Annotated in this window: 5 protein-coding genes; all 5 read left to right on the top strand. The window is 73.1% G+C overall.

Features of this window, described 5'->3' with window-relative positions; genetic code table 11:
• Nucleotides 1-175: 175 nt before the first annotated feature.
• The 5 genes from aroA (at nucleotide 176) to fabF (ending at nucleotide 8,659) form a co-directional block, all read left to right on the top strand.
• Nucleotides 176-3,184, top strand: a complete 3,009-nt coding sequence (aroA, locus tag SCA03_RS00495) for a 3-phosphoshikimate 1-carboxyvinyltransferase (RefSeq protein WP_030879087.1) — start codon at nucleotides 176-178, stop codon at nucleotides 3,182-3,184.
• Nucleotides 3,185-3,207: 23 nt separating this feature from the next.
• Nucleotides 3,208-4,362 carry an acyl-CoA dehydrogenase family protein gene (locus tag SCA03_RS00500; protein ID WP_030879085.1) on the top strand — a complete coding sequence of 385 codons (1,155 nt, stop codon included), beginning with the start codon at nucleotides 3,208-3,210 and terminating at the stop codon, nucleotides 4,360-4,362.
• Nucleotides 4,359-5,189, top strand: a complete 831-nt coding sequence (chcA, locus tag SCA03_RS00505; RefSeq protein ID WP_030879082.1) for a 1-cyclohexenylcarbonyl-CoA reductase — start codon at nucleotides 4,359-4,361, stop codon at nucleotides 5,187-5,189. The genes SCA03_RS00500 and chcA overlap by 4 nt, the downstream gene beginning before the upstream one ends.
• A gap of 74 nt (nucleotides 5,190-5,263) precedes the next feature.
• A complete protein-coding gene (locus tag SCA03_RS00510) occupies nucleotides 5,264-7,306 on the top strand; it encodes an oxidoreductase (protein WP_141275151.1) in 2,043 nt (680 codons plus the stop codon).
• Between the two features lie 132 nt (nucleotides 7,307-7,438).
• Nucleotides 7,439-8,659, top strand: coding sequence for a beta-ketoacyl-ACP synthase II (gene fabF / locus SCA03_RS00515; RefSeq protein WP_030890780.1), 1,221 nt, complete (start codon nucleotides 7,439-7,441; stop codon nucleotides 8,657-8,659).
• Nucleotides 8,660-8,683 lie beyond the last annotated feature (24 nt).

Consider the following 8,683-nt stretch of genomic DNA (forward strand, 5'->3'; position numbering starts at 1 on the left):
GCGCCACGCCTCGTGCTCGGCCGCTGGCCAGGATCGGCACACCGCTACACCGCGGGGCTCAAAAGCCCTGCGCCACACAGCCCTTGCACTCCCTCTTCCACCGTCCTCCACCGTCCTTCATCCGCCCAAGGCACGCGCGCCGTGCCGCGACCCCCGGGTATGGGAAGCACCCCTGATGCACCTTCTTGTCAAAGGAACGCGCCAGCCCCTGGCAGGCGAGGTCCTCGTCCCCAACTCCAAGTACCACGCCCACCGCGCCCTGATCCTCGCCTCGTTGGCGGAGGGCACCAGCGTCGTACGCGGACTGTCCGACGCCCGGCACGTGCAGTACACGGTGCAGCTGCTGCGCGGCCTGGGGACGCGGATCGAGGTGGACGGCGACTCCTTCGTCGTCCACGGCGGGCCCTACCGCCCGCGCCGCTCGTCCGTCTCGGCCGGCAGCTCCGGCACCACGCTCTACTTCATGATCGGGCTGGCCTCGCTGGCCGAACGCCCGGTCTCCGTGACCGGACAGAAGTACTTCAAGCGCCGCCCCGTCGGCCCGCTGCTGGACGCACTGCGCGGCATGGGCGTCGAGTTGGAGTCCGCCGACGGCTGCCCGCCCGTGCACGTACAGAACAAGCGGCCGACCGGCGGCCACGTCCGGATCGCCGGCACCCTCTCGCAGTGGATCTCCGGGCTCATCCTGCTCGCGCCGTTCGCGACCGGCCCCACCGTCATCGAGGTGGAGGGCGAACTCAACGAACAGCCCTACCTGGAGCTGACCGTGGCGATGATGCGGCAGTTCGGGCTGGAGGTCACCGTCGCCGAGGACTGGCGGTGCTTCGAGATCGAGGGCGGCCAGCAGGCGCGGCCCACCGATCTGACCATGCCGCCCGACATCGGCTCCGCCGCCTTCGGGATCGCCGCCGCCGCACTGCACCCCTCCGACGTCCTGCTGCGCGGCATGCACAAGCTGCACGGCGGACCCGCCGACCACCCCGAGGCGCACTTCCTCGACATCGCACAGGCCATGGGCGTCCCCATGGAGCTGGACGAGGAGGGCCGGGGCGTACGGATCCGGCACGACGGCGTCGACCTCAAGGGAGTCGAGGTGGACTGCCGCGAGGTGCCCGACATGCTGCCGATCCTCTCCACGCTCGGCACCTTCGCGCAGGGCGAGACCGTCTTCCACAACGTCGCGCACACCCGGCTCAAGGAGTCCGACCGGGCCGCCGCGATGCTCCAGCTCAACTCCATGGGCGGCGAACTGGAGCTGGAGGGCGAGACGTTGCGCGTCGCCGGGGGAGCCCGGCGGCTGGTCGGCACCCGGCTGTCCTCCTTCAACGACCACCGCGTGCTGATGTCCCTGGCCGTCGCCGCCTCCCGGGCGTCCGGCTGCTCCACCCTCACCTACCCGAACGCGTACCGGATCTCGTATCCGACGTTCCTGGAGTCCATGAACACGCTCGGCATCCCCATGACCGTCGAAGGGGGCAGGCGCCCCGCCTCGCCCGAACCGCTCGACGTCTCCCGGCCCGACGAGGCCGCCAAGCGCACGCTGCCCGAACTCGTCGCCCGCCGCGCCGCCGCCGACCCCGAGGGCGCCGCCGTCGTCGACGTCCGCAGCGGCGGCAGCACCACGCTCACCTGGTCCGCGCTGCACGAGCGCAGCGAGCACATCGCCACCCTGCTGCTGAAGCTCGGTGTGCAGCCCGGCGAGGCCGTCGCCTTCCAGCTGCCCAACCGGGCCGAGTTCACCGCCATCGCGCTGGCCTGCCTGCGGGTGCGGGCGCTGTGCTGCCCGATCATGCCGATCTTCCGGGAGCGCGAGGCCGCGTTCATGCTGCGCCGCTCCGGCGCCCGCGTGCTGCTGCTGCCCGACGAGTTCCGCGGCCGGCACCACGCAGCGGAGATCGCCGCGCTCGTCGCCGAGGGCACCGCCGACGTCGGCAAGCTCGAACACGTCGTCGTCCTGCCGGCGGAGAGCGGCGCCGCCCGGCTGCCCGACGCCCGCGGCGCCGCCGGCCGACTGCACTGGCACGACTGGGAGAGCGCGCTCGCCGCCGCCCCCACCGACCAGGAGGCCCTGGCCGGGCGGGTGCCCGACCCCGAGGACCTCACCCAGCTGCTGTTCACCTCCGGCACCACCGGCGAGCCCAAGGGCGTCCTCCAGCGCTCCAACTCGCTCACCCGCGCCGTCTCCATGGAGATCCGGCACCTCGGGCTGACGGGCGCCGACACCATCTGGATCCCCTCGCCGCTCGCCCACCAGACCGGATTCCTGTACGGCATGTGGCTCGCGCTCGTGCTCGGCGTCCCGCAGATCGTGCAGGCCGAGTGGAACGCGAAGCTCGCCCTGGAGTCGCTGCGCGCACACCGCGCGACCTTCGTGCAGGCCGCGACGCCGTTCCTGATGGACCTGGTGCGCGCCGTCGAGGACGGTGAACGCGCCCCCCAGGATCTGCGGATCTTCGTCGCCACCGGCGCCACCGTCCCGCGCGGCCTCGCCGAGCGGGCCGGGCGGGTCCTGGGCACCACCGTGCTCGGCGCCTTCGGCAGCACCGAGACCTGCCTCGCCGCGCTGGCCGCGCCCGGCGACGAACCGGCCCAGCGCTGGGGCACCGACGGACGGGCGCTGCCCGGGGTGCGCATCCGTGTCACCGACGACTCCGGCACCGAACTCCCGCCCGGCACCGAGGGCAACTACGAGATCCTCACCCCGACCGTCTTCGACGGCTATCTGGAGCGGCCCGACCTGACGGCCGAGGCGTTCACGGCGGACGGCTGGTACCGCACCGGCGACCTCGCCACCATCGACGCCTCCGGCTTCCTGCGGATCACCGGACGCGTCAAGGACGTCATCAACCGCGGCGGCGAGAAGATCCCCGTCGCCGAGGTCGAACAGCTCCTCCACGACCACCCCGCCGTCGAGGACGTCGCCGTCGTCGCCATGCCGGACGAGCGGCTCGGCGAACGCGCCTGCGCCTTCGTCGTCGTCGGGGACGACGGGCCGGGGCTCGGGTTCGAGGAGATGCAGAAGTACCTCGACACCCACCAGGTGGCCAAGCAGTACTGGCCGGAGCGCCTGGAGACCGTCGCGGGCGCGCTGCCCCGCAACGAAGTAGGAAAGATCCAGAAGTTCGTGCTGCGCGAGCGGGCCCGCGGCCTGCGCCCGCAGCGCGAAGAAGGGCAGAACAAGTGAGTGAGCAGCCAAGCGCGCACGGCGTGGGGCCCGTTCAGTACGAGCGGCTGCGCGAGAAGGTCACCGACTGGGTGACCGGGCCCGGCGAGGAGTGGGCCGAGCGCATCGAGGCCACCGGCCAGGTGCCCGAGGAACTCTGGGCCGAACTGCGCGAACACGGCTTCCTGCGGATGGCCGCGCCGCGTGAATACGGCGGCCACGGCGTGTCGTTCACGCAGTGGATGGGGCTGATGGAGATCTTCTCCCGCTCCCACGGCTCGATCCGCATGATCGTCCACGTGGTCAACGGCATCTGGCGGGCCATGGACCCGTTCGCCGACGACGAGCAGCGCAAGAAGTTCGTCCTGCCCGCCATCGAGGGCGACATCAAGATCGCCTTCACGCTGACCGAGCCGGGCAACGGCACCGGCGCCGACATCACCACCAGCGTCGTCCGCGACGGCGACACCTACCGCCTCACCGGCGAGAAGCACCTGATCACCTTCGGCGTGCGCTGCGACCACTACCTGCTCGCCGCCCGCGTCGAGGGCACCACGGGGCACGAGGGGACCGTCGCGCTGCTGGTACCGCGCGACGCCGAGGGCGTACACGTCGAGGACACCTCGCAGACGATGGGCGTCACCGGCACCGACCACGCCACCATCCGCTTCGAGAACACCCCCGTGCCCGTCGCCCACCGGCTCGGCAAGGAGGGGCAGGGCCTCGACGTCGCCCTCGGCGGCTTCCTGACGCCCTCGCGGATCTCCGTCGGCATGAGCTGCGTCGGCCTGGCCGAGCGCGCACAGGAGCTGGCCCTCGACTACGCCGGGCAGCGCGTCACCTTCGGCAAGAAGCTCAGCAGCCGGCAGGCCGTGCAGTTCATGCTCGCCGAGAACGCCGCCGACATCGAGGCGGCCAAGCAGCTGGTGATGCACGCGGCCCGCGCCTTCGAGGAAGGCCGCGAGGACGCCTCGATGCTCTCCTCCATGGCGAAGATGACCGCGGTCAGCATGCTCACCCGCGTCACCGACAACGCCCTCCAGGTGCACGGCGGCATCGGGTACTGGAAGACCAGCGCCATCGAACGCGTTTACCGGGATGCGCGGGCCCAGCGCTTCGAAGAGGGCACCAACGAGATCCAGAAGACCGTCGTGTTCCGCGAGCTGACGCGGCTGCGCGACAAGGGAGGGAACCGGTGAGCGACGTGCAGGACACCAGCAAGGTCGCGCTGATCACGGGCGCGTCCCGCGGCATCGGGCGGGAGCTGGCGCTGACGCTGGCCCGCCGCGACCGCGCGACGATCGCCGTCAACTACAAGAAGAACGCCGACCTCGCCGAGAAGACCGTCGCCGACATCGAGGCGCTCGGCGGCACCGGCTTCACCGTCCAGGCCGACGTCGAGACCCCCGAGGGCGTCACCGCGCTGTTCGACGAGGTCGCCCGGCGCTGCGGACGGCTCGACTGGTTCGTCTCCAACGCGGCGGCCAGCGCGTTCAAGAACATCGTCGACCTCAAGCCGCACCACCTCGACCGCTCCTACGCGATGAACCTGCGCCCCTTCGTGCTGGGCGCGCAGGAGGCCCTGAAGCTGATGGACAACGGCGGGCGCATCGTCACGCTGTCCTCCTACGGCTCCATCCGCGCCTACCCGACCTACGCCACGCTCGGCGCCATGAAGGCCGCTATCGAGGCGTGGGTGCGGTACATGGCGCTGGAGTTCGCGCCCTACGGGGTCAACGTCAACGCGGTCAACGGCGGCCTGATCGACTCCGACTCGCTGGAGTTCTTCTACGGCGTACCCGGCATGCCCGAGATGCAGACCGTGCTCGACCGCATCCCCAAGGGCCGCCCCGGCACCGTGCGGGAGGTCGCCGACGTGCTGGCCTTCCTGCTCGCCCCGGAGTCGGAGTACATCACCGGCCAGACCCTCGTCGTGGACGGCGGCCTCAGCGCCGTCGCCCCGCCGTTCTTCGCCGACGCCGGCCCCGAGCTCCAGCTCCCGCCGCGCCCGACGCGGCCCGAATGACGGCCCGCCGGGCGCCCGCAGGCCCCCTCCCGGCGGGCGCCCGGCACCGGCCAGCACACAGTGAGGAGTCCGGCGTGTTCACACACGTAACTCGTCCCGGGGCGATCGGCCGGCTCCGGGTCGCCAACCGCGTCGTCATGGGGGCGATGCACCTCAACCTCGAAGGGCTCGACGACGACGGCGCGGCCCTCGCCGCCTTCTACGCCCGGCGCGCCCGGGGCGGCGCGGGCCTGATCGTCACCGGCGGGTCCGCCGTCAGCCCGGTCGCGGCCGGCGGGCCCGGCTACAGCCTCGTCAACGACCCCGCGCACCACCCGGCCCTGCGCGCCGCCGCGGACGCCGTGCACGCGGAGGGCGGGCGGATCGCGCTCCAGCTCTTCCACGCGGGCCGGTACGCCCTGCTGGAGGGCACCGGGCTCACCCCCGTCGCCCCCTCCCCGGTGCACAGCCGCTTCGCGCGCACCACCCCCCGGGAGCTGACGGCGGACGACATCGCCCGGACGCTCGCGGACTTCGCCCGCGGCGCCGCCACGGCCCGTGAACTCGGCTACGACGCCGTCGAGATCATGGCCTCCGAGGGCTATCTGCTCAACCAGTTCCTCTCGCCGGTCACCAACCACCGCACCGACGCCTGGGGCGGCGACGCCGCGCGCCGCCGCAGCTTCCCGCTGGCCGTGCTGCGCGCCGTACGGGAGGCGGCGGGCGAGGACTTCCCCGTCCTGTTCCGGATCTCCGGCGCCGACCTCGTGCCCGGAAGCAGCAGCCAGGAGGAGACCGACGCGTTCGCCGTCGCCCTGGCCGAGGGCGGGGCCGCCGCGCTGAACGTGGGCGTCGGCTGGCACGAGTCGCGGATCCCCACCGTGCAGGGCGCCGTCCCGCCCGGCGCCTGGGCCGGATACGCCGAGGCGGTCAAGAAGGCGCTGTGCGCGGCGGGACACCCCGATGTGCCCGTCATCGCCTCCAACCGGATCACCAGGCTGGAACAGGCCGAGGGGCTGCTGCGCGGCGGCGGCATCGACTTCGTCTCCATGGCCCGGCCCTTCCTCGCCGACCCGGACCTGGTGGCCAAGTCCGTCCGCGACCGGGGCGAACCCGTCAACATCTGCCTGGCCTGCAACGAAGCCTGTATCGACCGCTCGTTCGGCACCGAGCGGGTCTCCTGCCTCGTCAACCCGCGCGCCGGCCACGAACTGGACTTCCCCGAGAGCCCGCGGGACACCGCACGCCGCTACGCCGTCATCGGCGGCGGGCCCGCCGGCCTGGAAGCCGCCCGGGCACTGGCCGCGCTCGGCCACCGCGTCGAACTCTTCGAGGCGGCCCGGGAACCGGGCGGGCAGTTCCGGATGGCACGGCAGGTCCCCGGCAAGGAGGACTTCGGCGCGACCCTGCGCTACTACGGCGCCGAACTCGACCGGCTCGGCGTCCGCGTCCACCTCGGCAGGCGGCTCGGCCTCGGCGACGCGGGGCTGCTGCGCGGCTTCGACGGTGCCGTGCTGGCCACGGGCGTGCTGCCCCGGCTGCCGGACATCCCCGGCTGGACCCGGCTGCACACCCTCACCTACCCCGAGGCGTTCGCCTGCCCGGAGGCACTGGGGGAGCGGGTGGTGCTGCTGGGCGGCGGCGGCATCGCCGTCGACCTCGCCCATCTGCTCACCGGGGCACGCACCCCCATGCCGGAGGGCTTCCTCGCGGAGCACGGACTCCCCGAGGGCGCCGACGGACCCGCCGGAGGTGCCGGAGGTGCACCGCCGGCCCGGCACCGGATCACCCTGGTCCGCCGCGGGGCCCGGATGGCCGCGGGCACCGGGCCCAGCACCCGCTGGGTCGTGATGTCCCAACTGCGCGGCCACGGCGTCGAGATGGTCACCGGCGTCCACTACCGGGAGATCACCCGGGACGGTGTGGTCGTCGCCGACGCCGACGGCGCGGAACGCCTCATCGAGGCCGACACGGTCGTCTTCGCCACCGGCCAGGAGAGCGAACGCACGCTCGTGCCCGCGCTCCGGGCGGCCGGTGTCCCGTACGAGACCGTCGGCGGCGCCCGGGACGCCTCCGGGCTCAACGCCGTACGTGCCACGGCGGAGGCCCTGCGCGCCGCGCACCGCCTGGGGGCCTGACCGCCCCCGACGCCCGCCCCCTCCCGCACGGCCCCCGGGCCCGCGCCGTCCCACGCGCGGGCGGGGCGGGCCGGACCCCACCAGACAGCGACCGAAAGCGAAACCGTGTCCCAACAGCACAGCAACGCCGTAGTGGTGACCGGAATCGGCGCCCTCACCCCGGTCGGCAACGACCGCGAGCAGAGCTGGTCGGCCCTGCTCGCCGGCCGCTCCGGCGTCGCCGAGATCACCCGATTCGACCCGGAGGGCATGCCCACCCGGATCGCCGCCGAGGTCAAGGGCTTCGTCCCCGAGGACCACTTCGACCGCAAGCGCCTGCGCCGCTCCGAGCGCTTCTCGCAGTACGCCGTCGTCGCCGCCCGTGAGGCCGTGCGCGACGCCGGTGTGGAGATCGGCGGCGACCCGCAGGCCCGCGTCGGCGTCCAGATCAACAACGCCGTCGCCGGCTTCCCCGGCATCGAGGCGTCCACCGACCGGATGCACGAGGACCCCCGCAAGGTCAGCCCCTACTTCGTCTCCTCGGTGATCCCCAACATGCCCGCCTGCGAGGTCGCCATCGACCTCGGCGTGCACGGCCCCGTCAACGCCTCGGCCCTGGCCTGCGCCAGCGGCATCCACGCACTGCTGGAGGCCCGCAGGACGATCCTGGCCGGCGAGGCCGACGTGGTGCTGGCCGGCGGCACGGACTCCGCCATCACGCCCGTCATGTTCACCGGGCTGAGCACCATGGGCGCCCTCTCCACCCGCAACGACGCCCCGGAGCAGGCCAGCAGGCCCTTCGACACCGACCGGGACGGCTTCGTCTTCGGCGAGGGCGCCGTCGTCTTCGTCGTCGAGTCCGCCGCGCACGCCGCCGCGCGCGGAGCCTCGCCCTACATGGAGGTCAGCGGCGGCGCCCTCACCTCCGACGCCTTCCACGTCAGCGCCCCGCACCCGTCCGGCGAGCACGCCGAGACGGCCATGCGCCGGGCCCTGGCGGCGGCACAGGCGGCGCCCGAGGACATCGACTACATCTGCGCACACGGCACGGCCACCCGGATCAACGACAAGCTGGAGAGCGCCGCCGTGCGCTCCGTCCTCGGCGAGGCCGCCGGGCAGCTGCTGGTCAGCTCGCCCAAGTCGATGGTCGGCCACATGATCGGCGCGGCCGGCGCGCTCTCCGCGATGGTCACCGCACTGGCCATGCGCGACGGCATCGTCCCGCCGACGATCAACCTGGACACCCCCGACCCCGAGTGCGGTGACCTCGACTTCGTGCCGCACATGGCACGCAAGACCGATGTGCGCACCGCCCTGGTCAACGCCTTCGGCTTCGGCGGGCAGAACGTCGTCGCCGTGCTGCGCAGGGTGTGAGGCGCGGGCGGCCGGCTCCCGCCG

Origin of the sequence: Streptomyces cacaoi, assembly GCF_006539165.1 — a bacterium.
Lineage (GTDB): Bacteria > Actinomycetota > Actinomycetes > Streptomycetales > Streptomycetaceae > Streptomyces > Streptomyces cacaoi.

Bases quoted from the DNA above. Each gene is read 5' to 3' on its own strand.
- aroA (WP_030879087.1), top strand. From the start codon at position 176: ATGCACCTTCTTGTCAAAGGAACGCGCCAGCCCCTGGCAGGCGAGGTC.